18 protein-coding genes and 1 pseudogene are annotated in these 25484 nt (G+C 63.5%); 12 read left to right on the forward strand and 7 right to left on the reverse strand.

The features are described 5' to 3' along the window. The 3 genes from pbpG to TBU01S_RS12065 form a co-directional block, all read right to left on the reverse strand. Window positions 1-1140, reverse strand: a complete 1140-nt coding sequence (gene pbpG / locus TBU01S_RS12055) for a D-alanyl-D-alanine endopeptidase (RefSeq protein WP_068636877.1) — start codon at window positions 1138-1140, stop codon at window positions 1-3. Window positions 1141-1372: 232 nt separating this feature from the next. Then, window positions 1373-2506, reverse strand: coding sequence for a patatin-like phospholipase family protein (locus TBU01S_RS12060; RefSeq protein WP_068636878.1), 1134 nt, complete (start codon window positions 2504-2506; stop codon window positions 1373-1375). Between the two features lie 67 nt (window positions 2507-2573). Further along, complete coding sequence (locus TBU01S_RS12065; RefSeq protein ID WP_068636879.1) at window positions 2574-4847, reverse strand: NADP-dependent malic enzyme; 2274 nt, start codon at window positions 4845-4847, stop codon at window positions 2574-2576. 428 nt (window positions 4848-5275) lie between these two features. Here TBU01S_RS12065 and TBU01S_RS12070 point away from each other — a divergent pair, with 428 nt between their 5' ends. After that, window positions 5276-7135, forward strand: coding sequence for a phosphoenolpyruvate carboxykinase (GTP) (locus TBU01S_RS12070; protein ID WP_068636880.1), 1860 nt, complete (start codon window positions 5276-5278; stop codon window positions 7133-7135). A gap of 94 nt (window positions 7136-7229) precedes the next feature. Continuing rightward, complete coding sequence (locus tag TBU01S_RS12075; RefSeq protein ID WP_083953588.1) at window positions 7230-8396, forward strand: pyridoxal phosphate-dependent aminotransferase; 1167 nt, start codon at window positions 7230-7232, stop codon at window positions 8394-8396. 7 nt (window positions 8397-8403) lie between these two features. Here the strand turns inward: TBU01S_RS12075 and TBU01S_RS12080 are convergent, their stop codons facing one another. Further along, window positions 8404-9249, reverse strand: coding sequence for a lytic transglycosylase domain-containing protein (locus tag TBU01S_RS12080; RefSeq protein ID WP_245650908.1), 846 nt, complete (start codon window positions 9247-9249; stop codon window positions 8404-8406). Between the two features lie 436 nt (window positions 9250-9685). On the opposite strand from TBU01S_RS12080, the gene TBU01S_RS12085 reads away from it, so the two are divergent. Continuing rightward, window positions 9686-10975, forward strand: a complete 1290-nt coding sequence (locus TBU01S_RS12085) for a nucleotide sugar dehydrogenase (protein ID WP_245650909.1) — start codon at window positions 9686-9688, stop codon at window positions 10973-10975. A 55-nt stretch (window positions 10976-11030) separates the two neighbouring features. On the opposite strand, the gene ampD is transcribed toward TBU01S_RS12085, so the two are convergent. Next, window positions 11031-11552 (reverse strand): 1,6-anhydro-N-acetylmuramyl-L-alanine amidase AmpD, encoded by a 522-nt coding sequence (gene ampD / locus TBU01S_RS12090; protein ID WP_088178869.1) that lies wholly within the window; start codon window positions 11550-11552, stop codon window positions 11031-11033. A 139-nt stretch (window positions 11553-11691) separates the two neighbouring features. On the opposite strand from ampD, the gene TBU01S_RS12095 reads away from it, so the two are divergent. From TBU01S_RS12095 to TBU01S_RS12125, 7 genes are all read left to right on the forward strand, one after another. Beyond that, window positions 11692-13272 carry an acyl-CoA ligase (AMP-forming), exosortase A system-associated gene (locus TBU01S_RS12095; protein WP_068636884.1) on the forward strand — a complete coding sequence of 527 codons (1581 nt, stop codon included), beginning with the start codon at window positions 11692-11694 and terminating at the stop codon, window positions 13270-13272. 96 nt (window positions 13273-13368) lie between these two features. Continuing rightward, window positions 13369-14505 (forward strand): right-handed parallel beta-helix repeat-containing protein, encoded by a 1137-nt coding sequence (locus TBU01S_RS12100; protein WP_245650910.1) that lies wholly within the window; start codon window positions 13369-13371, stop codon window positions 14503-14505. Between the two features lie 242 nt (window positions 14506-14747). Continuing rightward, window positions 14748-16421, forward strand: coding sequence for an asparagine synthetase B family protein (locus TBU01S_RS12105; RefSeq protein WP_245650911.1), 1674 nt, complete (start codon window positions 14748-14750; stop codon window positions 16419-16421). A 34-nt stretch (window positions 16422-16455) separates the two neighbouring features. Further along, on the forward strand, window positions 16456-17697 hold the full coding sequence (locus TBU01S_RS12110) for a pyridoxal-dependent decarboxylase, exosortase A system-associated (protein ID WP_088178870.1): 1242 nt from the start codon (window positions 16456-16458) through the stop codon (window positions 17695-17697). 15 nt (window positions 17698-17712) lie between these two features. Continuing rightward, window positions 17713-18822, forward strand: coding sequence for a VanZ family protein (locus TBU01S_RS12115; protein ID WP_068636885.1), 1110 nt, complete (start codon window positions 17713-17715; stop codon window positions 18820-18822). Window positions 18823-18946: 124 nt separating this feature from the next. Then, complete coding sequence (locus tag TBU01S_RS12120) at window positions 18947-20533, forward strand: MBOAT family O-acyltransferase (protein WP_068636886.1); 1587 nt, start codon at window positions 18947-18949, stop codon at window positions 20531-20533. 6 nt (window positions 20534-20539) lie between these two features. Further along, complete coding sequence (locus tag TBU01S_RS12125; protein ID WP_068636887.1) at window positions 20540-21766, forward strand: hypothetical protein; 1227 nt, start codon at window positions 20540-20542, stop codon at window positions 21764-21766. 228 nt (window positions 21767-21994) lie between these two features. On the opposite strand, the pseudogene TBU01S_RS23045 reads toward TBU01S_RS12125, so the two are convergent. Then, window positions 21995-22129, reverse strand: a pseudogene (locus tag TBU01S_RS23045) (IS200/IS605 family transposase); the annotation flags it as partial. A gap of 213 nt (window positions 22130-22342) precedes the next feature. Further along, window positions 22343-22984 carry a tetratricopeptide repeat protein gene (locus tag TBU01S_RS12130; RefSeq protein ID WP_083953590.1) on the reverse strand — a complete coding sequence of 214 codons (642 nt, stop codon included), beginning with the start codon at window positions 22982-22984 and terminating at the stop codon, window positions 22343-22345. Window positions 22985-23112: 128 nt separating this feature from the next. On the opposite strand from TBU01S_RS12130, the gene TBU01S_RS12135 reads away from it, so the two are divergent. Beyond that, complete coding sequence (locus tag TBU01S_RS12135) at window positions 23113-24501, forward strand: phenylacetate--CoA ligase family protein (RefSeq protein WP_068636889.1); 1389 nt, start codon at window positions 23113-23115, stop codon at window positions 24499-24501. Beyond that, window positions 24498-25484: a polysaccharide deacetylase family protein gene (locus tag TBU01S_RS12140; RefSeq protein ID WP_068636890.1), complete on the forward strand. Its 987-nt coding sequence runs from the start codon at window positions 24498-24500 to the stop codon at window positions 25482-25484. The genes TBU01S_RS12135 and TBU01S_RS12140 overlap by 4 nt, the downstream gene beginning before the upstream one ends.

Below are 25484 nucleotides of genomic sequence, written 5' to 3' on the forward strand. Positions count from 1 at the left end.
TCAGCCTTCGCGGCGAACCGCCGCCGCCGCCATGCGCGGCGCGCTGTCGGCCTGCTCCAGCCATTTGCGCACGCGCTTGGCATCCGCCGTGCGGGTGTAGAGCCCGCTGGAATCCATCAGTACCATGACCACCGGCTGGTCATGCAGCCAGGTCTGCATGACCAGGCAGCGGCCGGCCTCGGAGATGTAGCCGGTCTTGGACACGCTGATCGACCACTCGGGACTCTTGACCAGGCCGTTGGTGTTGCCGAAGCGGGTCAGGCGGCCACGGACATCGACGTAGCGCTCGGCCGAGGTCGAGAACTCCCGGATCAGCGGATAGGACGCCGACGCCGACACCATCTTGGCCAGGTCGCGCGGGCTGGAGACGTTGGCCGGGTTCAGTCCGGTGCTGTCGTGGAAGCGGGTATTCCAGAGTCCGAGCAGGCGCGCCTTGACGTTCATCGCTTCGATGAAGGCCCTCTCGCCACCCGGGTAGTGGCGCGCGAGCGCCGAGGCAGCACGATTTTCGGACGACATCAATGCAAGGTGCAGCATTTCTTCGCGCGTCAGCGTGGTGCCGATGGCCAGGCGCGACCCCGTACCCTTGAGCGTATCGATGTCGGCGTTCGTGATCGTGATCGGTTCGGACAGGCTCTGCCCGGCATCGAGCACGACCATCGCGGTCATCAGCTTGGTGATGGAAGCGATCGGCACCACCACGGCGGCATTGCGCTCGAGCAGCACTTCGCCATTGGCCGGGTTGACGATGTAGAAGGCACTGGAGCCGAGCTGCGGGAAGCCGTTGGCATCCAGCGCCAGCGCAACCTCTTCCGCAGCGGCCGCTGCCGCGGCGGCCGTCGCAGCGGCAGCAGGTGCCATCCGCACCGAAACACGCTGGGCCTTTCCGGTCGGAACGGCCTTGCTCCTGGCATTCCGTGTCGTCTTGCCGGCAGACGGTTTCACTGCAGCCTTCTTCTTCGGTGCAGCCGTCTTCGCAGCAGGCTTCTTTGCCACGGACTTCTTGGCAACAGGCTTCTTCTGGGCGGCCTTGGCACTGGTTCGCGCGGGCTTGCTGGCTGCAGCCTCGGCAAGATTCGAAACCGGTTGCAACATGAACAGGCCGATCACGGCAGCGGCAAGCAGGAAACGTGGTTTCATGGCAGGGCGTGCAACAGGAAATTACCTTCCTTGAATCTGCAGTAAAAATAATCAGATAACAAGGCTATTTGAAGCAAATTCGCAGGCAGGTGCGAATTGTCACACGAACACAGCCACGCGGCATCGCCTGATACAAAAAATGCCGCCATGCCTGGCCGCTGCACGGCCGTAGACGGCGGCCTCACGCAGCCGAACCGTTCCGCTCCATGAAATCCATGCGCCGCCGGCGCCACTAGAGGCGAAGGAAATCGCTCACTTCGCCGCGCCGCGCCATCGTGTCCTCGTAACCCAGCCCGATCAGCGCATTCGTGAATGCCGGCTCGAACAACAGGTAGGACAGCAGCGCCGAACCCTCGCTGCGCATCGCGCCCAGGCTGCGCAGCACGGTACGCAGGGTACGCGGCAAGGCCAGGCGATGCTGGCCGGCGATGGTGTCGAGCCGGCGCGAAGGCAGCATCACCAGCGTTTCGATGGGCTTCAGGCCGGCCGAAGCTCTCCGCTCTTCGGCCGTCATCAGCGCCAGGCTCCGGTTGATCCGGTCGAGCCGCTCGAGATCGACCGCGAGCGTATCGAGAAAGATGCTCGACATCGCATGCCCGGCGATCTGGGCCGGCGATGGATAGTCCTCCCCCCGCTGGCGCACCTCCTCCGCGAGCCGCCCCGCACCGACCACCATGATCCGGTCGGCCCCCAGGTGGATTGCCGGACTGACCGGCGCCAGCTGGCGCATCGAGCCGTCACCGAAGAACTCGCGATGAATATGCACCGCCGGAAAGACGAAAGGCAGGGCACTGCTGGCCATCAGGTGATCGACGCCGATACAGCTGCGCACACCCATGCGATGCGTGCGCCGCCACGGCTGGATGTCGGGCGCGGCCTCGAAGAAGGCCAGGCTCTCGCCCGAGGAGTAGCCGGAGGCCGTGACGCTCAGCGCCCGCAGATGGCCACGCTCGATGGCTCGGCCGATTTCGGTGAAATCCAGCACCCGGCCCAACAACTCGCCCAAGGGCGCGTTGTCGAGCAGCGAACGGGGGGTCTGGCGCACGGCCCAGCCGGTCGTCAGCGCCAGGCCCCAGCGCCCGATGCTGCCGAGCACGGCAGGGGCATCGGCACGATAGATCTGATCTACGTGGAGATTGCGCCAGATGTACTCGAGCCGCGAGACGCCATACTTGAAGCTGCGTGAGAACACCGCCAGCGCAGTTGCGTTGATCGCGCCGGCCGAGGTGCCGCACAGGATGGGAAAGGGGTTGCCCGCGCGACGGCCGCGCAGTTCACTGACCGCGGCCAGCACGCCGACCTGATAGGCGGCGCGCGCGCCGCCGCCCGTCAGCACCAGCGCTGTCTGCGGCCTCCCCGCCGTCATCGTCCATCATGCCCACGTGTTGCCATGCGCAAAGGATGAACGATGAAGGCGGCAGGCGGCAAGCACATCAGTCTCGCTGGCCGGCTTCGACGACGGTCAGCGCCGTCATGTTGATGATGCGCCGGACGGTGGCGGAAGGCGTCAGGATATGGACCGGCTTGGACGCCCCCAGCAGGATCGGCCCCACGGTCATGCCTTCGCCCGCGGCGTTCTTGAGCAGGTTGAAGGCGATGTTGGCCGCATCCAGGGTCGGGAAGATCAGCAGGTTCGCATCCTCGCGCATCCTGGCGTTGGGGAAGATCTGCAGGCGATGCCTGGCATCCAGCGCCGAGTCGCCATGCATTTCGCCTTCGACGGCGAGATCGGGGTGCTGCTCGTGCAGCGTGTGCAGCGCGGCGCGCATCTTCCCGGCGGTCGGCGAATCGGCCGAACCGAAGGACGAATGCGACAGCAGGGCCACCTTTGGCTCGACACCGAAGCGCTTCATTTCCTCGGCCGCCAGCAAGGTCATCTCGACGATCTGCTCCGAGGTCGGGTCGTAATTGACGTAGGTGTCGGCCAGGAACAGGGTGCGGCCCGGCAGGCTGAGCAGGTTGACCGTGTAGAGATGCTCGACGCCTTCGCGACGGCCGAGCACGGATTCGACGAACTCGCGGTGCAGGCGGTGCATGCCGTAGGTGCCGCAGATCAGCCCGTCGCCGTAGCCGAACTTGAGCAGCAGCGTGCCGATCAGCGTCGTGCGGCGGCGGACTTCCTTCTTGGCGTACTCCACCGACACCCCGTGGCGTTCCATCAGTTCGTGGTAGTGCTGCCACAACTGGTTGAAGCGCGGGTCCGAATCGGGGTTGACCAGTTCGTAGTCGCGATCGGCCAGCATGCGCAGGCCGAAGCGTTCGATGTTGGACTTCACCACCTCGGGACGGCCGATCAGGATCGGCCGCGCCAGGCCTTCGTCGACCACCTGCTGCACCGCGCGCAGCACTTTCTCGGACTCGCCTTCGGCAAAGATGATGCGCTTCGGATTCGCGCGTGCGGCGGCGAACACCGGCTTCATGATCAGGCCGGACTGCCAGACGAAATTGTTGAGCTGGGCACGGTAGGCATCCCAGTCGGTGATCGGCCGCGTCGCCACGCCCGAGGTCATCGCCGCCTCGGCCACCGCGGGTGCGATCTTGACGATCAGGCGCGGGTCGAAGGGACGCGGAATGATGTAGTCGGGGCCGAAGCCGCCGACCTTCTCGCCGTAGGCGGCCGCGACGATGTCGCTCTGCTCGACGCGCGCCAGTTCGGCGATCGCCTTCACCGCGGCAAGCTGCATCTCGTCGGAAATCGTGGTGGCGCCGACGTCGAGCGCGCCACGGAAGATGAAGGGGAAGCACAGCACGTTGTTGACCTGGTTCGGGTAATCCGAACGGCCGGTGGCGATCAGCGCGTCGTCGCGCACTTCCTTGACCTGCTCCGGCAGGATCTCGGGCGTCGGGTTGGCCAGCGCCAGGATCATCGGCCGCGGCGCCATCTTCGCCACCATCTCCGGCTTGAGCACACCGCCCGCCGACAGGCCGAGGAAGACGTCGGCGCCTTCGATGATCTCGCCCAGCGTACGGGCATCGGTGCGCTTGGCGTAGCGCGCCTTGATCGGGTCCATCAGCGCCGTGCGGCCCTCATAGACCACGCCCTCGATGTCGGTGACCCAGATGTTGTCGACCGGCACGCCGAGCTTTTCGAGCAGGCCCAGGCAGGCCAGCGCCGCAGCGCCGGCGCCCGAGGTCACCACCTTGACCTGATTCAGCGCCTTGCCCTGCAGGTGCAGGCCGTTGAGGATGGCGGCGCCGACCACGATCGCGGTGCCGTGCTGGTCGTCGTGGAAGACCGGAATCTTCATGCGCTCGCGCAGCTTCTTCTCGATGTAGAAGCACTCCGGCGCCTTGATGTCCTCGAGGTTGATGCCGCCGAAAGTCGGCTCGAGCGCGGCGATCATGTCGATCAGCTTGTCGGCGTCGGGCTCGTCGATCTCGAGATCGAAGACGTCGATGCCGGCGAACTTCTTGAACAGCACGCCCTTGCCTTCCATGACCGGCTTGGACGCCAGCGGGCCGATGTTGCCCAGCCCCAGCACCGCCGTGCCGTTGGTGACGACACCGATCAGGTTCGAACGCGCGGTGAGCTCGGCCGCCTGCGCGGGATCCTCGACGATCGCGTCGCAGGCAGCCGCGACCCCGGGCGAATAGGCCAGCGACAGGTCCCGCTGGTTGGACAGCACCTTGGTCGGCGTGACCGAAATCTTGCCCGGGCGCGGATAGCGATGATAGTCGAGGGCGGCACTGCGGATCAGTTCATCCATGGTCTCTTTCCTGTCTCGTCTTCTGGTATGGAGCGCGCGACACGCGCCATCGACCGCTCCCGGCATCAGAGCAGGCAGGGCAGCACTCGCGCGGCTCTGCCGAGGATACCGCGATTACCAATTTTCCGCATTCCGAAAACGCGATTTGCGATGTGAAAGGAAACTGAAAGGGAAGCAATGCACCCCGCGGCATCATCATAAACGTCCCCGGACGAGCCAATCACTTACGAGCATATCCAATTCATGATCCGGCATCGGCCGTGGCATAATTATGGGCTTTCGCCGGTCGCGGCCCGCCTTCGCGAAACCGTGACCGGACATCGGGTGCCGCCGGCACCCACGCAGCCCGCCGGCCAGGCAGCAGACCGCCTCGACGATGGCCGACCGACGGGAATGGTTTCGCATCACAGCACGGGAGAGCTGTACACATGTCTCAGAACCACGCCCAGGCGGCCATTGCCGCTGCCCCCGAATACGTTCGCCACGAAGGCCTCAAGAAGTGGGTCGGCGAAATCGCCGCCCTCACCGAGCCCGACCAGGTGGTCTGGTGCGACGGCTCGCAGGAAGAATACGACCGCCTGTGCGCCGAAATGGTCGAATCCGGCATGCTGATCAAGCTCAACCCGGAAAAGCGCAAGAACTCCTACCTCGCCTGGTCCGACCCCTCCGACGTCGCCCGCGTCGAAGACCGCACCTTCATCTGCTCCCGTGACAAGGCCGACGCCGGCCCCACCAACAACTGGGAGGACCCGGCGGTGATGCGCGAGACCCTGAACGGGCTGTTCAAGGGTTCGATGCACGGCCGCACGATGTACGTGATCCCGTTCTCGATGGGCCCGCTCGGCAGCCCGATCGCCCACATCGGCATCGAGATCTCCGACAGCCCCTACGTCGTCACCAACATGCGCACGATGACGCGCATGGGCCGCGGCGCGCTCGACGTGCTCGGCGCCGACGGCGAGTTCGTGCCCTGCGTGCATAGCGTCGGCGCGCCGCTGGCGCACGGCGAGAAGGACAGCCGCTGGCCGTGCAACCCCACCACCAAGTACATCGTGCATTTCCCCGAAACGCGCGAGATCTGGTCCTACGGCTCGGGCTACGGCGGCAACGCGCTGCTGGGCAAGAAGTGCTTCGCGCTGCGCATCGCCTCCACCATGGCGCGCGACGAAGGCTGGCTGGCCGAGCACATGCTGATCCTCGGCGTCGAATCGCCCGACGGCGAGAAGAGCTACGTCGCCGCCGCCTTCCCATCGGCCTGCGGCAAGACCAACTTCGCCATGCTGATCCCGCCCAAGAGCTTCGACGGCTGGAAGATCACCACCGTGGGCGACGACATCGCCTGGATCAAGCCGCGCAAGGAAGCCGACGGCAGCACCCGCTTCTACGCCATCAACCCCGAAGCCGGCTTCTTCGGCGTCGCCCCCGGCACCTCCGAGAAGACCAACTTCAACGCCATGGCGACGCTGAAGGAAAACATCATCTTCACCAACGTCGCGCTGACCGACGACGGCGACGTGTGGTGGGAAGGCATGAGCAAGGAAGCCCCCGCCCACCTGATCGACTGGCAGGGCAAGGACTGGACGCCCGAGATCGCCAGGGAAACCGGCCGCAAGGCGGCGCACCCGAACTCGCGTTTCACCGCGCCGGCCGGCCAGTGCCCGTCGATCGACGCCGCCTGGGAAGAACCCGCCGGCGTGCCGATCTCGGCCTTCATCTTCGGCGGCCGCCGCGCCACCACGGTGCCGCTGGTGTACCAGGCCTTCAACTGGAACTTCGGCGTCTACATGGCCTCGACGCTGGGCTCCGAAACCACCGCCGCCGCCTTCGGCGCGCAGGGCGTGGTGCGCCGCGACCCGTTCGCGATGCTGCCCTTCTGCGGCTACCACATGGGCGACTACTTCAACCACTGGCTGCGCATGGGCCACGCCGTCGAAGACACGCCGAAGATCTTCTGCGTGAACTGGTTCCGCATGAACGAGAAGGGCGAATTCATGTGGCCCGGCTTCGGCGACAACATGCGTGTGCTGAAGTGGATCATCGACCGCTGCAAGGGCCGCATCTCCGCCAAGGAAACCGCACTGGGCTGGATGCCGCGCTTCGAGGACCTCGACTGGACCGGCACCGACATCAGCCGTGAAGAATTCGAGGCCCTGACCCAGGTCGACGCCGACGCCTGGCGCACCGAGCTGAACGCCCACAAGGAATGGTTCGACAAGCTGCAGGACCGCCTGCCGCGCCAACTGGCGCTGAAGCGCGAGCTGTTCGAGCTGGCGCTGAACGCCGACTGAACACCGGCCGGCTCCACGACGAAAAAGCGCCGCGGGTCGGCGCTTTTTCGCTTTCCGGGGAATGCCACCCCACCTTCACCAGGACGATCAAGCCATGCACCGCTCGAGCCGCCTCGACGACATCCAGCCCTTCCACGTCATGGAACTGCTGCGCCGCGCGCGCGAACTTGAAGCGCAGGGCCGCGACATCATCCACATGGAAGTCGGCGAACCGGACTTCCCCACTCCGCAGCCCGTCATCGACGCCGCAACACGCTTCATCGCCAGCGGCGACGTGCATTACACTGCCGGCCTGGGCCTGCCCGCACTGCGTGAAGCCATCGCCCGCTTCTATCACGACCGCTTCGGTGCGGACGTCGCGCCCGAACGCATCGTCGTCACCGCCGGCGCCTCGGGCGCGCTGATGCTGGCGCTGGCGGCGACGACCGAGCCGGGAGACGTATGGCTGCTGCCCGATCCGGGCTACCCGTCCAACCGTCATCTGGTGCGCAGTTTCGAAGGCCGGGCGCGAGGGCTGCCGGTGGATGCCGCGAGCCGCTATCAGCCCACGCCGGAGCAGGTCGAGGCCGCCTGGGGCAGCCACTGCCGCGGCCTGATGGTGGCAACGCCTTCGAACCCGACCGGCACGCTGCTGGAGGTCGACGAAATCGCCGCGCTGCATGCCGTCACGCATGCCCGACGCGGCGTGCTGATCGTCGATGAGATCTACCAGGGCCTCAGCTACGGCGTGGAGGCGGCGACCGCCCTCGCCCATCCGGCGCTGAATGCCGCCGACGACGTATTCGTGGTCAACAGCTTCTCGAAGTACTTCGGCATGACGGGCTGGCGCCTGGGCTGGCTGGTGGCACCGGCCGGCATCGTGCGCGACATCGAGAAGCTCGCGCAGCATTTCTTCATCTCGCCATCGACGCCGGCGCAGCATGCGGCGCTGGCGGCTTTTCGCCCGGAAACGCTGGAGATTCTGGAAGCGCGCCGGCACGCGTTCGGCGAGCGCCGCGACACCCTGCTGCCGGCGCTGCGCAGCCTCGGCTTCACGGTGGCGACCGAGCCGCAGGGGGCGTTCTACATCTACGCCGACGTGTCGAAGCTGGCGGACGATGCCGAAGCGCTGGCGCACCGCCTGATCGAGGAAGCCGGCATCGCTGCCACGCCCGGCCTGGACTTCGGCCATCACCTGCCGCACCGGCACCTGCGCATCGCCTACACGACGCGGCGCGAACGCCTGCTGGAAGCGGCCGAGCGCATCGCCCGGCTCAGGTAGGCTGCTGTCAGCCGGCGGACGCCGGCGTTTCGTTCCGCACCACGGCCTCGCGACCCGAAGCCGCCACCAGGCGCTTCTTGATCGCCATCACCTTGCGCGTATAGCGCGCATTCGGATCCTTCAGCGAGCCGTTGTAGTACTGCAGGGCACGTTGCAAGGAACCGTAGCGCTGCAGCCCCTCCTGCAGCACCAAGGTGCCCACGCGCACGTTCAGGGTCGGGTCGAACAGCGCGTACTTGCCGCGTCCCTGGCCGATCTTGTCCTGGTGATAGCGCGGGATGACCTGCATCAGGCCCTGGGCGCCCATGTTGCTGACCGCGCGCGGGTTGAAGCTGGACTCGACCGCCATGATCGCGACGATCAGCAAGGGATCGAAGCCATGCTCCTCGGCCGATTCCTCGGCCGCCATCAAGGCCGGCTCGATCACGTCCCCCGACACCCGATAGGTATCGGTGATCCAGTCGCGCACCCGGAGCATCTCGGGTGACAGCCCGTCGTCTCCGTCTTCCAGATCGAAGGCCGGCATGCGGAGCGACGCAAGCGCCGGCGATGGCTTGCGAGCGCTCGGCGCGGACAAGCCCGGTTCCGGCTTCTGCGTCGCGACCAGCGCCGGCTGGGCGCGATGCGCATCCGCCAGCACCATCGCCGCTTCGCTCACCGTCGGCGCCGCCTTGCCCTGCACGCGCAGATCGGCATAGCCGATCACGGGGCGGCTGCCGCCGTCGTGCCCCAGGTAAGCCATGCCCGCAAGGCCAAAGAAAAGAACGGCACCGTGCGCAATACCGAACGCGGCCCCGCTCGCCTGGCGCGCGAGCGCGTTGATTCGAGTTGCGTGTTTCATGGTGTCCTCCATGCTGTGGCCTGAGGGCTGCGCAGGATTGCCATGGTGGGCATCCAGAAGCCCGCGCAGGTATCGCGCAAGCCGTCTCCGAAGCGGCGGATCAGCCGCTCCTGAGTGCAGTCACACTCGGTCGCCAGTAGGTGTTCAAGCCCGTCGCCGCAACCAGACAGCGGGCCCCGCGGTGCGTGCGTCCATGAAACTGCGTCTCCCCTGGAGGAAGGCGCCGCACCGAGATCGATTTATGAGTCAATAAGATTGCTGCAAAGCAACATCGGGCGGATTCTATTGTGGCAAAAACATTTTGTCAAAACTTGGTGCGCTCGCCTGAACTACCAGACGCCCGTCGCATACCTCATAATTACCCGGATCGGATCGTGAGAGAATCGGCCAGCCTGTCAGTTGCCTTCCGCCCCCCATGCGGCTGAATCGGCGAGCACGGCAGCCCAGGATGCGGGACGGGCGGCGCAAGCAGGGCAGACAAGCACAAGGTGGTGCCGATGACCCCTGCTCAGAACGGAGCAAAACCCCGCAAAGGGTCAGGGCCTCAAGACAAGTAAGCACGGGAAAATTCATGAAAATCGCTATCGCCGGTACCGGCTACGTCGGCCTTTCCAACGCCATCCTGCTTGCCCAGCACAATGAAGTGGTGGCGCTGGACATCGTCCCCGAGAAGATCGCCCTGCTCAACCAGGGGAAATCCCCTATCGAAGACGAGGAAATCGAAGACTACCTGACCAACATGCAGCTCGACTTCCGCGCCACGCTGGACAAGCGAGAGGCCTATGAAGGCGCCGATTTCGTCGTCATCGCCACGCCCACCGACTACGATCCCCAGACCAATTACTTCAACACGGCATCCATCGAAGCCGTCGTCAGGGACGTGATGGCCATCAACCCGGAGGCAACGATGGTCATCAAGTCCACCGTGCCGGTTGGATATACCACCAAGACCCGGCAGGCGATGGGCACGGACAAGCTCGTCTTCTCCCCCGAATTTCTGCGTGAAGGCAAGGCGCTCCACGACAACCTCCATCCCAGCCGCATCATCATTGGCGAAAAATCGCCCCGCGCCGAGGCTTTTGCCAGGCTGCTGCAGCAAGGTGCGATCAAGCAGGACATCCCTACGCTATTCACCGGCAGCACCGAGGCCGAGGCCATCAAGCTCTTTGCCAATACCTACCTGGCCATGCGCGTCGCCTACTTCAACGAACTGGACACCTACGCCGCCACCCACGGCCTGGATACCCGCCAGATCATCGATGGCGTCTGCCTGGATCCGCGCATCGGCAATCACTACAACAATCCCAGCTTCGGCTACGGAGGCTACTGCCTGCCCAAGGACACCAAGCAGCTACTGGCCAACTATCATGATGTACCGCAAAACCTGATCCATGCCATTGTCGAAGCCAACACGACCCGCAAGGATTTCGTCGCCGATGAAGTCATTCGACGCAATCCGAAAGTCGTCGGCATCTATCGTCTCGTCATGAAAGCCGGCTCGGACAATTTCCGCGCCTCCAGCATTCAAGGGATCATGAAACGGATCAAGGCAAAAGGCATCGAGGTCATCGTCCACGAGCCGGAACTCAAGACTCCTCTTTTCTACAACTCCCGGGTGGAGAACGATTTCGAAGCCTTCAAGCAGCAGGCGGAGATAATCATCGCAAACCGCTACACCGAGAAGCTGTCGGACGTCAAACACAAGGTTTACACGAGAGACCTGTTCGGCTGCGATTGAAGGCCCCGCAGGCATGGCATCCGTACGCCCCCTCCCCCCGCGGATCAATCGGGGGTCATGTCTTCTCGAGATAGAGATCGAGACGCCCCCAGTCAAAAAAAGGTCCCGGATCCGTCTTGCGGCCCGGCGCGATGTCGGCATGCCCGACCACCGTCTCGATCGGGTAGCGCTGCTTCAAATCGCCGATCAATCCGGCTAGTCGCCGATACTGGATATCCTCGAATGGCAGCGTATCGCAGCCTTCCAGCTCGATTCCGATCGAAAAATCGTTGCAGCGCTCCCGTCCGTTCCAGCTCGAAACCCCCGCATGCCAGGCCCGCAGGTCCGGATCGACGAAGCGGATCACCGTGCCATCGCGGCGGATGAAGTAATGGGCCGACACCCGTAGATGATGGATCGAGGCGTAGTAGGGGTACTCGTCCGGGTCGAGCGTATTGGTGAACAGTTGCGCCACCCCTGGCCCGCCGAACCGCTCCGGCGGCAGGCTGATCGCGTGCACGACGATGAGGCGAATACTTTCGCCCTCGGGACGCTCGTCGAAGTTTGGTGAAGGCAGGTAAAGGTTCACAATGCTCACGGCGGTCCTGAACGACAATGGCGCAGCGACGTTAACAGCAAACCCCGCGTGCGCCAAGGTGACCGGCGCGTTGTGCCTCACATGCCGAGGCGCTACCCTATGCGTTGCGCAATTTTCCAGCCTGTCCGAACAATCTGAAATGAACCACACCCACCTGCTGCACCAGCTCATCCTCGCCTCGGCCGAACGCAACGCCGAAGCTCCCGCGCTCAGCTTCGGCGCCGAACACAGGAGCTATGCGCAGCTCGCTGCCGAGCTCCAGGGTTTCGCCTCGGGCCTACGGCGGTTGGGGCTGGAGCGAAGCGAGCGCGTCGGCATCTATCTGGACAAGCGCATCGAAACCGTCGTCGGCATGTTCGGCACCACTGCCGCGGGCGGCGTGTTCGTGCCGGTGAACCCCATCCTGAAAGCCGAACAGGTCAGCTACATCCTGCAGGACTGCAACGTCCGCGTATTGCTGACCTCGCCCGAACGCTTCGCCTCCCTGGCCGACACACTCGGCACTTGCCACGACCTGCGCCACGTCGTACTGACCGGCGCGCCGGCCGAACTGCCTTCCCTGCCCGGCGCCTCGGTGCACCGCCTGGGCGATCTGCTCGCCGCACCCGCCACCCCTGGCCACCGCGTCATCGACGCCGACATGGCCGCCATCCTGTATACTTCGGGCAGTACTGGCCGGCCGAAGGGCGTCGTGCTGTCGCACCGCAACATGGTCGCGGGCGCGAAGAGCGTCGCCCAGTACCTCGAGAACCGCGCCAGCGACACCCTGCTGGCAGCCTTGCCGCTGTCCTTCGACGCCGGCTTCTCGCAACTGAGCACCGCCTTCCACAGTGGTGCGCGCGTGGTGCTGCTCAACTACCTGCTGCCGCGCGACGTGCTGAAGGCGGTCGAAAAGGAAAAGGTCACCGGCCTCACCGCCGTTCCGCCGCTGTGGATCCAGCTTTCGCAGCTCCAGTGGCCCGACACCGTCACCGAACATCTGCGCTACATCGCCAACACCGGCGGACGCATGCCGCTGGAGACGTTGACCAAGTTGCGCAGCATGCTGCCGAAGACCAAACCCTTTCTGATGTACGGCCTCACCGAAGCCTTCCGCGCCACCTACCTGCCGCCCGAGGAAGCCGACCGCCGGCCCGACTCCATCGGCAAGGCCATCCCGAACGCCGACGTGGTCGTGCTGCGCGAGGACGGCAGCGAATGCGCGCCCAACGAACCGGGCGAACTCGTCCAGCGCGGCGCGCTGGTGGCGATGGGCTACTGGAACGACCCGGAGAAGACCGCCGAACGCTTCAAGCCGCTGCCCAGCCATGCGCCCGGCCGCCAGAGGGGCCTCGTCCTGCCGGAACTGGCGGTATTCTCGGGTGACACCGTGCGTCGCGACGAGGAAGGCTTCCTGTACTTCATCGGCCGCCGCGACGAGATGATCAAGACCTCGGGCTACCGCGTCAGCCCCACCGAAGTCGAGGAAATCCTCTACGCCACCCGGCTGGTCGGCGAATGCGCCGCCTTCGGCGTCGAACACGACACGCTCGGCCAGAGCATCACCGTCATTGCCACCCCGCCGCAGGGCGGCACGCTCGACAGCGCAGCCCTGCTGGCGGAATGCCGCCAGCGCATGCCGGCCTACATGGTGCCGAGCCGCATCGAAGTTCGCGACGGACCACTGCCGCGCAACCCTAATGGCAAGATCGACCGCAAGACGCTGGCGAGCGAGGTCTGAACGCACACCTACAACTTCAGTCCAGTGTTCACCAAACACAATCCGGTAATCGCACCCCTGATCCGAGTTGGTGCAGCCAAGACTCTGAGCGCTTGCTTGCTCACCTTGGCGGCCACCCTGTCGTTCGATCTGAGCGCGGCTGTCATCCGCGTCGGCCCCGGCGAGCAATTCGAACGCATCGCCGACGCTGCCAGGGCTGCTCAGGACGGCGACGCCATCGAAATAATGCCAGGAGAGTACAGAGGCGACGTCGCGGTCTGGAAGCAGAAAAGGCTGCACATTCGCGGAGTTGGCGAACGTCCCGTACTCCTTGCCGACGGCAAGACCGCCGAAGGCAAGGGTATCTGGGTCATCCGCAACGGCGATATACAGGTCGAAAATCTCGAATTCCGTGGCACTCGGGCCAGAGCTGGCAACGGTGCAGGCATCCGCTTCGAACGCGGCCGTCTTGAGGTGCGCAACTGCGTTTTCATGGACAATCAGACTGGCATTCTCACCTCCAACGTCGAGGATGCAACGCTCATCGTCCGCGACAGCCTCTTTGCCCAGGCACCGCATCAGGAGCACTCACTTCCCCATCTGCTCTACGTCGGCCGCATTGCCCGCTTCGAACTCAGCGGCAGCCGCTTCCATCAAGGCTACCGTGGCCATCTGGTCAAGACCCGTGCTCGTTACAATGACATCCGCTACAATCTGCTGTATGACGGTCCACTCGGCGAAGCCTCCTACGAGCTTGAGTTTCCCAACGGCGGTGTGGCAGTCGTCATCGGCAACATCATCGGCCAGAGCGCCAAAACGCAAAACGCCACCGTGGTTGCCTATGGCGCCGAAGGCCATGTCTGGCCCGAGAATGCACTCTTCCTGTCGCACAACACATTGCTCAGCGACCGGATGACCGGCACCTGGTTCCTGCGCACATTCACCGACAGGCTGCCACCTGACGTCGAAATTCTTGGCATCAACAACATTACGGTTGGCATCGGCGCATTCGCACTCAGCGCCAGCGGTGACTTCCAAGGCAATATCCCATTGCCGCCAAGGGGGCTGCGTGATCCCGAAATGCTGGATTTCCATCCTCGCGGAGCAAGCCTGTTGCGCAGATTCACCGTACCGCCCGGCATGGCTCGCGGCCTGCCGCTTGCGCCAGAAGCCGAATTCTCCCTGCCCCTGGGGACGCGGCCGCTTGCTCCCCCGCAGAACTGGCTGCCCGGCGCACTGCAAGGAGACAACTGAGCATCGCGGCGAACCAATGTCGCGAGGAGATAACGAGCATCACTGACAATTCATGTCCCATGCGGCATCATCCGTGGGTTTTCGATCTTTCTCGGCCCCAACGGCCAACGGAGTACGGTGTGCTAGAGCGGTTTTGTGGTGTTCTTCATGCTTCCGACGGAATCACGGATGCAAGCAATGGCTTCTCCGACCAACTGGCGCGGCTCCAGCTTCCGCGAGGCGCAATCGGCTACAGGGCCGACGTGGCAGTGTTCCAGGACGGCGGCCAAATCTGCCTTGCACTCGGTGATCCTCACTTCAAGGATCCTACCCTGCAGCAGACCAGGGAGCAACGCGGAGCCGCAGCAGCCTGGGCACAGGCCTTTCGCAGCCACGGCGACGATGCCCTGCAGCAAGCGAACGGCCGCTTCAGCGTCCTCCTCGTCGGGCTGGAAGGTCGCCAAGCACTGCTCGCCACCGACCGGTTCGGCACCTGGCCGGTTTGCTATGCCGAGCGCGACGGACGGCTACACTTCTCCGACCGTGCCAACGCCGTTCCCGGCATCCGCCGGCAAGCCTCATCCCAAGCAGTATTCGACTACCTCTTCTTCCACATGATTCCGGCACCCACGACCATTTTCGAAGGCGTGTATCGGTTGCCGCAGGGGTATCTGCTCAAATGGCAGGACGGTAAGGCAAAATGCAAACGCTGGTGGCAACCCCGTTTCGACGAGGACGCCCGGCCGAATCTCGAAGCATCCAAGGCGCGATTCCTGCAGATCATCGAAGACGGCGTGCGCCGCGAAGCCGAAGGCGCTAACGTCGGTTGCTTCCTGTCCGGCGGCACCGACAGTTCCACCGTCACCGGCATGCTGTGCAAGGTCCTCGGCCAGCCCGCCCGCAGCTACTCGATCGGCTTCGATGCCAGCGGCTACGACGAGATGGAGTACGCCCGCATCGCCGCCAAGCGCTTCGGCGCCGATCACCGGGAATACTACGTCACACCTGACGACCTTCTCGACGGCATCCCCAAGGTCGCCACCCACTACGACCAGCCCTTCGGCAATTCGTCGGCAGTGCCGGCATGGATCTGCGCCAGCCGGGCCCGCGAGGACGGCATCGACAAGATGCTCGCCGGCGACGGCGGCGACGAACTCTTCGGCGGCAACACCCGCTATGCCAAGCAGCGCGTGTTCGGCTGGTACGAAGGCATTCCGGGCCTCGTGCGCCGCGGCCTGCTCGAACCCACGCTGGCGCTGCCGGGGATGGACCGCATCCCGGTGGTGAAGAAGGGCGTCAGCTACGTCGAACAGGCGCGCGTGCCGATGCCCGACCGCATCCACATGTACAACATGCTGGTGCGCCTGGGCATGGACACCGTATTCGAGCCCGACTTCCTCGCCCGCATCGATCTCGAACAGCCAAAACGTGAACAGCGCGAAGTCTGGCAGGCGACCAACGCCCGCTCGCACATCAACCGCCTGCTCAACTACGACTGGAAATACACCCTCGCCGACAACGACCTGCCCAAGGTCATCGGCACCACGCAGCTGGCGGGCGTGGATGTCGCCTTCCCGCTGCTCAGCGACGAACTCACCGACTTCTCCACCGGTCTGCCGCCGGAATGGAAGCTCAAGCGCCTGACCCTGCGCTGGTTCTTCAAGGAAGCCCTGCGCGGCTTCCTGCCCGACGAGATCATCGCCAAGAAAAAACACGGCTTCGGCCTGCCTTTCGGCGTATGGGTCTGCCAGCATGCCGGCTTGAAGGCGCTGGCCAACGACGCCTTGAACAGCTTCCGCAGCCGCGGCGTCGTCCGTCCGGATTTCATCGATGAGCTGTTGCGAACCCACCTTCCGGCTCACCCCGGCTACTATGGTGAAATGGTGTGGATCATCATGATGATGGAATTCTGGATGCGTGAGCATCTGAACGACTGACCGATCGTCCTCTGAAAACGAAACCCATCCCGACATGACCGAAGCACGCCAGGCCCCCGTCCATACTCCGATGTCGCAGTTCCTTCGTGAAGGCAGCGAGCTCCTCATCAACGGCCAGCCGATCAGCCGCATCGCCGCCCGCGTCGGCCGCACACCGTTCTATGCCTACGACCGCAATCTGCTCGACACCCGCGTGGCTCAGTTGCGCGCTGCACTGCCCAAGGCCGTCAAGCTGCACTACGCGATGAAGGCCAACCCGATGCCCGCCCTGGTGGGCCACATGGCGCGCCTGGTCGACGGCATCGACGTGGCCTCGGCCGGCGAACTCATGGTGGCGCTGGACGCTGGTGCCGATCCGCGCGAAATCAGCTTTGCCGGACCGGGCAAGACCGAGGCCGAACTGCACCAGGCCGTCGCCGCCGGCATCCTCATCAACGTCGAATCCTTCCGCGAAGTGCCCTTGCTGGCCGCCGCGCAACAGGCGCTCGGCTTGCCGGCACGCGTTGCGGTGCGCGTCAATCCCGATTTCGAACTCAAGTCCTCCGGCATGAAGATGGGCGGCGGCCCCAAGCAGTTCGGCGTCGACGCCGAACAGGTACCGGAATTGCTTGCCGGAATCGGCCGCGCCGGACTGGCTTTCGAGGGCTTCCATCTGTTCGCCGGCTCGCAAAACCTCAAGCCTGAGGCCATCATCGAAGCACAACAAAAGAGCTACGCGCTGGCCCGCCGGCTGGCGGAACACGCGCCCTCGCCCGTCAAGTTCCTCAACCTCGGCGGCGGCTTCGGCATTCCCTACTTCCCCGGCGAACAGCCGTTGGACCTCGCCCCCATCGGCGCCAACCTTGCCGACATCATCGAACAAGCAAGGCAGGTTCTGCCTGAAGCTGAAATCGTCATCGAACTGGGCCGCTATCTGGTCGGTGAAGCCGGCCTTTATGTCGCCAAGGTTATCGACAAGAAAATCTCACGCGGCCATACCTACCTCGTCACCGACGGCGGCCTGCACCATCATCTGTCGGCTTCCGGAAACTTCGGCCAGGTCATCCGCAAGAACTATCCCGCCGCCATCGCCAACCGCATGGGCGCCACCAGGCAGGAAACCGTCTCCATCGTCGGCCCGCTGTGCACGCCGCTCGATCTGCTGGCCGACCGCATGAACCTGCCGGCTGCCGAGCCGGGCGATCTGGTCGTCATCTACCAATCGGGCGCCTATGGCGCCAGTGCCAGCCCGCAACGCTTCCTGGGACATCCCTCGGTAACGGAAGTGCTGGTCTGAGGACCGTTGCACCAAATGGGGGCCTTGCTCGTACTCATTGCCGTACTGATTGCGTACGGCTCGGTATACCCTTTCGACTTCTCGCCACACGCGGCCGGTCTGGAGGAGTTCATTGCGCTCTTCACCAGTCCTGAGCTGGCGATGGGGCGCGGCGATCTCGTTGGCAACCTGCTGCTGTTCGCCCCCTACGGCTTCATCGCAGCCTTGCACGCCCGTACGAAACCGGCGCTCATGCGCCTGCTCTGGCTGGGCGCCGCGCTGGCGCTGGTATTGCAAATCGTCCAGCTGTGGCTGCCCAGCCGCGTGCCGGTCCTGGGCGACGTCGTCATCAACATTGCCGGCATGGCATTGGGCGTCGCCGCAGCCCGCCTGGCCGCGCCCTTGCTCCCCTCCACAGCCGGCAGCAAAAGCCCATCGACGCTTTTTCCCGCCAGCCTCATGCTATGCTGGTTTACCTACCAGTGGTTTCCACTCGTACCGACGATCGATCTGCAGAACGTCATCAACGCATTGAAGCCGCTCCTGCTGTCACCCCAGCTGGACATCGCCCGCACGCTGCACACTGCTGTTGCCTGGGCCGCCTTCTTCAAACTGTCGGAACATGTCCTCGTCAAGCACGGCACTGCCCCGACTCTGGCCGCAGCGGCCCTTGCCATCGTTGCCGCCAAGGCCATGATCGTCGGCGCCAGCATTTCGCTCAACAATGTGCTCGGACTCGGCCTGGCCATCGCCATGCTGCCCTGGCGCAGCAAACCAACCGCATTGCCCGCCCTGATCGTCGCCATGCTGCTCAGCCTGTTCGTATCCGGCCTGTCGCCCTTCTCCATGCAGAGCACTCCCCAGGCATTCCACTGGATTCCCTTCACCGGCATGCTCGAAGGCGACATGGGCAACAACCTCATGAGCTTGGTCGAAAAGGTCTACTTCTACGGCGCACTGATCCTGCTCATGGCCTGGCACGGCGCCCGACCGATGCCCGCCGCTTTTGCGGTGGCAATTTGTCTCGCCATCATCGAGGCTGCCCAGATCTTCATCGTCGGCAGGACAGCCGAAAGTACCGATCCAGCTCTGGCGCTCATTTTGGGTTTCGTCATCCGGCCCGGCATGCCTTCGCGGAAACAGTAAGCAGCAGCCCCCTACCACATCCCATCTGCACAGGGCCCGTGTTCCCCCTGCTGACAAACACATCTGCATCAGCGATCATCGCCTACTCGAAATGCAAGCTCAGTAACCATCGAGACACAGGCCGATGCTCTTCAACTCCTACGAGTTCCTTTTCCTGTTCCTGCCTGTCACCTTCGCCATCTATTTCTGGATTGCCCGCAAAGGACGTGAACCGGCCATCGCATGGCTCGTACTGGCATCGCTTTTCTTCTATGGCTGGTGGAAGCCGATATATCTGTTGTTGCTGCTGGCATCGACTATCGCCAACTTCGGCTTCGGCCTGATACTGGGCCAGGCCCATCGGCTCGGCCGTCAAACAGCCGGCAAGCGCTGGCTGATAGCAGGTGTCGTCTTCAACCTGGGGCTGCTGGGCTACTTCAAGTACGCGAATTTCGCCGTCGACAGCCTGAACGCTGTCGCAGGCACTCAATTTCACCTCGAAACCGTTATTCTCCCGCTGGCAATCTCGTTCTTCACTTTCCAGCAGATTGCTTACCTGGTGGATGCCTTCCAGGGGCAGGCGCGCGAATATCGTTTCGCTCACTACGCTCTTTTCATCACTTTCTTTCCCCAACTCATCGCTGGACCGATCGTACATCACCGCGACATGTTGCCGCAGTTCATGCGGCCTGGCGCCCTGAGTCCTCAGGCATGGAACATCGCAATCGGGCTCAGCATCTTCGCCCTCGGCCTGTTCAAGAAAACCGTGCTGGCCGATGGCGTCGCCCAATATGCCAGTCCAGTTTTCAACTCTGCAGCAACTGGTGGCACGCTGACTTTCTTCGAAGCATGGGGTGGCGCACTCGCCTACACACTTCAACTGTATTTCGACTTCTCCGGCTATTCCGACATGGCAGTCGGCGCTGCCCGGATGTTCGGCATCGTTCTGCCGGTCAACTTCCATTCGCCTTACAAGGCAACCAACATCATCGAATTCTGGCGTCGCTGGCACATGACCTTGTCGGCCTTCCTGCGCGACTATCTTTACATCGCGCTCGGCGGCAATCGAGGCGGCAAGCTCAAGCGCTACCGTAATCTCATGCTGACCATGCTTCTCGGCGGACTCTGGCATGGTGCAGGCTGGACCTTCATCGCGTGGGGCGCCCTCCATGGACTCTACCTCTGCATCAATCATGCCTGGCGTCACATTGCCAACCGACTCTTCCCTTCTCCCGCAGTACCAGCCAGCGTGACCAGAGCACTTTCATGGACACTTACTTTCATCGCAGTCGTCATCGGCTGGGTGTTCTTCCGTGCAGGCAGTGTTGACGCAGCAGCAGCGATCTTGAGGGGGATGGCCGGTGTCAATGGCATCGCTTTGCCCAACGCACTGGCGGCGCAGCTAGGCAGCCTGTGGCCCCTGCTCGCAAATATCGGCTTCCAGACCTATCTCGGCGGGGGCTCCCTCTTCGTGCTCAATTGGTTGTGGATCATCATCCTGACTCCCATCGTGCTGGTCATGCCGAATACCCAGGAAATCATGCGTAATTTCTATCCGGGCCTGCATCTTCATCAGACCAAACACGACGACGAAATACAACCCTTGCGTACCTTCAAGAATCGGATCGCATGGCAAGCCACTTCATACTGGGCGATCGCTCTGAGCGCGCTGGCAAGTCTTGGCGTGCTCGCAATGACCAGTATCTCCGAATTCCTCTATTTCCAGTTCTGAGCTGTCATGGACACTGCATCTCAGTACCGCCGCTTCCTGATCGTACTCGCCGCCAGCTTTGCAATCAGCTGCGCCCTGGCCGCCGGCATCAATTACCTCATCGACCCCTACGGGTTGTTCGGAACACCCCGAGTGGATGGTATCAACGCCCGCAAACCCACTGCCGGCGAGCGCGTCCGCACGACCAAGCCCTACATGGCATCGGTCCTTGGCCCTACAACCGTCATCGCGGGAAACTCCCGCCCTGAACTCGGCCTCGACCCACAAAGCGCGTGCTGGTCCGAAGAAGACAAACCCGTGTTCAACAGCGGTATCCCGGGCGCGGGCTTCTACATGCAGACGCAGTACGCCAAGCACGCGCTCTCTGCTGGCAAAGGCAAGAAAGTTCTGCTCGCCGTCGACTTTCTTGATTTCCTGACCGACACTACCACCCCAAGCGACACATTTCCGCCAGACTGGGCTCACATGTCGGCGAGCTATGCCGGCCGGCTCGACATCCCCGGTGAAAACAGCAGCCCCTGGAAGATCATCAGTACCCAGGCACAAGACAAGTTGAGCGCGCTTTTCTCACTCAGCACCTTGGCCGACTCACTTCTGACCGTCATCCAGCAACGTACGCCCTTCATCACCGACCGACGCACTGATGGCTTCAATCCCGGAAACGACTACGAAGCAATCGTCCGCAATGAAGGGCAGTTCGTGCTCTTCAAGCAAAAAAACGACGAACTGGCTGCGCGCTTGGACAAACCGGGTCTTGGCCTTTTCCCCGCGGGTCAGGAGCACTCCACCGACTTTGAAGCTCTAAAAAACTTTCTCGCCTGGTCTGAAGCCGAAAAGGTGGAAATCATCCTGTTCATCAATCCCTATCATGTGGACTACTTCCGAACCATCTACTCTGCGGGGCTGTGGACCGAGCTTGAGAGCTGGAAAAGACACATCACCCGGATTGCCAACGATTTCAGCGTGCCGCTCTGGGACTTCAACAGTGTGGACGCCTACTCTAACGAAACACCTCCGGAGCGCAGTGAGCGCGGCACAAGTATCCACTGGTACTGGGAACCTGCCCACTATAAACGCGAGATGGGAGAGTTGATGCTAGCAAAGCTGCTAAACCGAAGCTGTGTGACTGAAGATTTCCCGCTCTCCCCAGGCATCCGCTTGTCGATTGAGAATCTCGAGCAACATCTCGCCGAACTTCGATCAAGACTCCTCACCTCGGTCGGGCAGGACTGAACCGTTCCGTGCTCCGCATACCAAATGCATGACTACCGTCCCATGCATGCCTGGCTCAGCTGGGCGCCCACAGAGCACTGGAAGCCCTCCAACGGGCCGTTCTGGCCGTGGCTCCTGAATCTGCAACGCAGATCCGTAATAGATTGGTGCTTTTCATTCAAAGCAAGGCGCTGTGCAGGTCTTTCGCCCCACTTTTGCACCTTGGCTACGCTATCAGGACACACCTCGAGCACATTGCGGCAACAGCTCGCCCAAGTGACGACGCAGCGCCCCGAATACCCGCTTCTTGCGTCGCTTCGGGATAAACACCACGTGGTACTTACAGTCCCATCTCGTTTCGCTCAGGCTCTGATACTCTTTCATCGTGAATCTCCTTTCTCTTGGCAGAGATCAGAAATTCACGCCGACCGTCGTAAAGGTCAAACCTTGGGGAGTCCCCCGGCACAGCCGGGGGCTTACCTCTATGAGTTAAGCCTCATGAACGAGCTTGCCGACGTGACCGAAACCCTCGGTAACGGCAGGGACATTGGCACCAACTTGCGCACGCAAACCCACCATACCCATGGCACGGTTGACTCAGGGCTCGCGCCATGCACCGACACGCACCAGCTTGTTCTTCAGGCCAGGCAAGGGAAAACCCATCCGGTACGCTGCATGGGCATTCGCCAGGGCTTTGTCATACTGTTTGAGATCGAAATACGCCAGACCGAGGTTGTAATGCACATTGGCATTGTCGCCCGCCTGCGCCAGCGCCGCTTCGAGTTGCGCGATGGCATCGTTGTGCTTGTTACGCTTGATGAGATAGAGACCATAGACCGTCTTGACCATCGCGTCGTCGGGCGCGAAGCGCAACGCACGATCGAACCAGCATTCCACGGTGTATTGAGCACCAGGAGGCGGGTTGAGCTTCACCTTAAACGAATAGTTTCCCATCGTCATCAGCGCCTCATGGTGATTGGGAAATTTCCGCAAGGTGTAGGCGATATCGGCGGCGATCTGGTTGGTGGACCCGCCCCGCCGCATCATCCTCACATCGTCAGTGAAATGTACACGTTCGACGAGCCGCCGCGCCGCCTCCGATGCCGTCCGGTAGTCCGCCGGCGAAGAACCGTCGGAGAATGGGTCGGCACATGCCGTCTGGCCGAATGCAAACGGCGATGCCGCGCAAAGCACAACCGAGACGATCCACGCTCGGGCGTGTCGGCTTAGGTTGGTCATCTTCAACTCCGTTTCCAAATTATGATGGCGGTCGAGTAGGAATTCCTACCCGCCAGATTTGCCGACCATCATACAATAGGCCGACGGTGCGCCAGCCCGACGTAACGAAACCAATCCAAGATCCATCCATGACCTTGTACACCTCGCTGGTCAGCAGGCTGCTGTTTCCACTTCACGAACACCTCAAGCGGCACGACACACGTGCCATCCTCGGCGAACTGGAGCAGAGCCAGTGGCACAAACGGGAGCAGCTCGAAGCCATGCAGCTTGCTCGGTTGCGCGAGCTTCTTGCATCGGTTTCCGCACGTGTTCCCTACTTCCGTGAACACTTTCGCAAAAACGGGCTCGACATTGCCGACTTCGGCACGCGCGAGGCGCTTGCACTGCTGCCGCCCACCGACAAGGCGCTCATACGTGCTCACTCGGCAGATTGGCAGGCGGAAGGGGCGCAGGGCCTTGCACGCCACTCCACCAGCGGCTCTTCCGGCGAGCCGCTCCATTTCCTGCTCGGCAAGCACCGCATCAGCTTCGACATCGCGGCAAAGTGGCGGGCGACGCGCTGGTGGAACGTAGACATCGGCGACCGCGAGTTGGTGCTGTGGGGTTCGCCGCTCGAAGCCGCCACACAGGACCGCCTCCGCGCCCTGCGCGACCGCGTGCTGCGCTCGCGCCTCGTTCCGGCCCGCGACCTCAATCCCGGCCGCCTCGACGCGATCCTCGACGAAATGCGTGAATTTCGCCCTGCGATGCTGTTCGGCTACCCTTCGGCGCTCTCGCGCGTTGCCTTCAGGGCACGCGAGCAAGGCCGCCGCATGGACGACCTCGGCATTCGCGTCGCCTTCTGCACCTCGGAAGTCCTTCGCCCCGAATGGCGCAAGGTCATCAGCGAAGTCTTCGGCTGCGGCGTCGCCAACGAATACGGCGCGCGCGATGCCGGTTTCATCGCACGCGAATGTCCACATGGCGGATTGCACATCACGGCGGAGGAAGTGATCGTCGAGATCGTGGACGAGGCCGGACACCCCGTGCCCGCAGGTGTGGAGGGCGACATCCTGGTCACCAACCTCGCCGGCCCCGAGTTTCCCTTCATCCGCTACCGCACCGGCGATCGCGGCGTCCTGAGCAACCGCCCGTGCCCCTGCGGACGCGGCCTGCCGCTCATCGAGCACCTCAGCGGGCGTGCCAATGACGGCCTGGTCGCGCTCGACGGCAGTTGGGTGCACGGCAGTGCGGTCAACCACGCCCTGCGCGAACTCCCGGGCCTCGAGGCCTACCGCATCGTGCAGGAAGCGCGCGAGCGGGTAAGCGTCCGTCTCTCCGCCAGCGCGCCCCTGCCGGCCCCCTCGCTGGACGGTCTCGCCCAGCACCTGCGCAACCTGCTGGGGACGTCGCTGCAGGTGGATATCGAGCAGGTCGCCGAAATCCACGCCGAAGGCAACGGCAAGTTTCGCCATATCGTGTGCAAGGTCGAACCCGCCGCACCAGCTCAGTCCACATCCGGCGAGGTAATGGCATGACGCGTACCACAATCACCGTTCCCGGCCTCAAGACCGCACTCGGTCTGGCCTCACCCGGCGGCAAGCGGGGCAAGCTTTCCATCCTGATCTACCACCGTGTGCTACCCACCCCCGACCCGCTGCGCACCGGCGACCCGGATGCCGGCACCTTTCGCTGGCAGATGGGCCTGCTCGCCAGCCACTTCAACGTACTGTCACTGCGCGAGGCGGCACACCGGCTGCGTGAGGGGAGCCTGCCGCCGCGCGCAGCCTGCATCACCTTCGACGACGGCTACGCCGACAATTTCACCGTCGCCCTGCCGATCCTGCGCGAGTTCGGCCTGTCCAGCACCTTCTTCATCGCCACCGCCTACCTCGACGGCGGACGGATGTTCAACGACACCCTGATCGAGTTCGCCAAGGCGGTGCCGTCCGGTCCCTGCGACCTGAGCTCGATCGGCCTCGGCGTGCACTCGGTCGACACGGTGCAGGACCGTCGCGCACTGATGAGCAGGCTGATCGGCCATTTCAAGTACCAGCCGCCCGAGCAGCGCCTGCCGGCGGTGGAAAAGCTCGCCGCCGACTTCGGCATCCGGCTGCCGGACGATCTGATGATGAGCAGCGACCAACTGCGCGCGCTTCACGCCGCCGGCATGGAGATCGGCGGTCATACCGACACCCACCCGATCCTTGCACGGCAGACGGCGGACGAGGCCCGGCACGAGATCCAGCTCGGCAAGGAAAAGCTCGAGGCCCTGCTCGGTGAGCCGATGCGTGTTTTCGCCTATCCCAACGGCCGGCCGGTGAAGGATTACGATGGCACCCATGCAGACATCGTCGCCGGCTGCGGCTTCGAAGCGGCGGTGTCGACCCGCCCGGCGGCGGCCGACCGTCACAGCGGCATCCACGAACTGCCACGCTTCACGCCGTGGGACGAGACACCCGCCCGCTTCGGCCTGCGCCTGCTGCGCAGCCTGGTGCTTCCTCATGGAGTGGGCGGCTGA

The organism is Thauera butanivorans NBRC 103042 (assembly GCF_001591165.1).
Lineage (GTDB): Bacteria > Pseudomonadota > Gammaproteobacteria > Burkholderiales > Rhodocyclaceae > Thauera > Thauera butanivorans.

Excerpts from the sequence above, each read along its gene's own strand:
- TBU01S_RS12140 (WP_068636890.1), top strand. The coding sequence starts at position 24,498 with ATGACGCGTACCACAATCACCGTTCCCGGCCTCAAGACCGCACTCGGT.
- TBU01S_RS12135 (WP_068636889.1), top strand. The coding sequence starts at position 23,113 with ATGACCTTGTACACCTCGCTGGTCAGCAGGCTGCTGTTTCCACTTCAC.
- TBU01S_RS12075 (WP_083953588.1), top strand. The coding sequence starts at position 7,230 with ATGCACCGCTCGAGCCGCCTCGACGACATCCAGCCCTTCCACGTCATG.
- TBU01S_RS12125 (WP_068636887.1), top strand. The coding sequence starts at position 20,540 with ATGGACACTGCATCTCAGTACCGCCGCTTCCTGATCGTACTCGCCGCC.
- TBU01S_RS12070 (WP_068636880.1), top strand. The coding sequence starts at position 5,276 with ATGTCTCAGAACCACGCCCAGGCGGCCATTGCCGCTGCCCCCGAATAC.
- TBU01S_RS12065 (WP_068636879.1), bottom strand. The coding sequence starts at position 4,847 with ATGGATGAACTGATCCGCAGTGCCGCCCTCGACTATCATCGCTATCCG.
- TBU01S_RS12120 (WP_068636886.1), top strand. The coding sequence starts at position 18,947 with ATGCTCTTCAACTCCTACGAGTTCCTTTTCCTGTTCCTGCCTGTCACC.
- TBU01S_RS12130 (WP_083953590.1), bottom strand. The coding sequence starts at position 22,984 with ATGACCAACCTAAGCCGACACGCCCGAGCGTGGATCGTCTCGGTTGTG.
- TBU01S_RS12080 (WP_245650908.1), bottom strand. The coding sequence starts at position 9,249 with ATGGAGGACACCATGAAACACGCAACTCGAATCAACGCGCTCGCGCGC.
- TBU01S_RS12085 (WP_245650909.1), top strand. The coding sequence starts at position 9,686 with ATGCGGGACGGGCGGCGCAAGCAGGGCAGACAAGCACAAGGTGGTGCC.
- TBU01S_RS12095 (WP_068636884.1), top strand. The coding sequence starts at position 11,692 with ATGAACCACACCCACCTGCTGCACCAGCTCATCCTCGCCTCGGCCGAA.
- TBU01S_RS12110 (WP_088178870.1), top strand. The coding sequence starts at position 16,456 with ATGACCGAAGCACGCCAGGCCCCCGTCCATACTCCGATGTCGCAGTTC.
- TBU01S_RS12060 (WP_068636878.1), bottom strand. The coding sequence starts at position 2,506 with ATGACGGCGGGGAGGCCGCAGACAGCGCTGGTGCTGACGGGCGGCGGC.
- TBU01S_RS12115 (WP_068636885.1), top strand. The coding sequence starts at position 17,713 with ATGGGGGCCTTGCTCGTACTCATTGCCGTACTGATTGCGTACGGCTCG.
- pbpG (WP_068636877.1), bottom strand. The coding sequence starts at position 1,140 with ATGAAACCACGTTTCCTGCTTGCCGCTGCCGTGATCGGCCTGTTCATG.